This window comes from Serratia sp. H1w (genome assembly GCF_000633355.1).
Taxonomy (GTDB): domain Bacteria; phylum Pseudomonadota; class Gammaproteobacteria; order Enterobacterales; family Enterobacteriaceae; genus Chania.
Genome location: NZ_AYMQ01000172.1, coordinates 1 through 252 on the forward strand (window position 1 = coordinate 1; position 252 = coordinate 252).

Genomic DNA, 252 nt, shown 5'->3' on the forward strand with positions numbered 1-252 from the left:
ACTTTTTCATGCAGTTCAACAGAGCGTGAGAAGCAGATTGTTTTCCGGGCCAGACGCTTGATACGGGTTCTCAGTGTCAGATTGTTACGTTCAATACGCTGAGTAAATATTTTACCGGTCAGGTGCTTGTCTTTCGGCACTTCTCTGGCATAACTGCCCCAGTCATCGCTGGTTATCATGCCGATATTAAACGGTGTGAGCAGGGCCAGCAGTTCACGACAGGTTTCATCCGTGCGGGGTCCGAACGTATAA

At 48.8% G+C, this 252-nt stretch carries 1 protein-coding gene; it reads right to left on the bottom strand.

The features are described 5' to 3' along the window. On the bottom strand, positions 1 to 252 hold a 252-nt coding region (locus U869_RS0128250; RefSeq protein WP_025123858.1), incomplete at both ends, for an IS1 family transposase.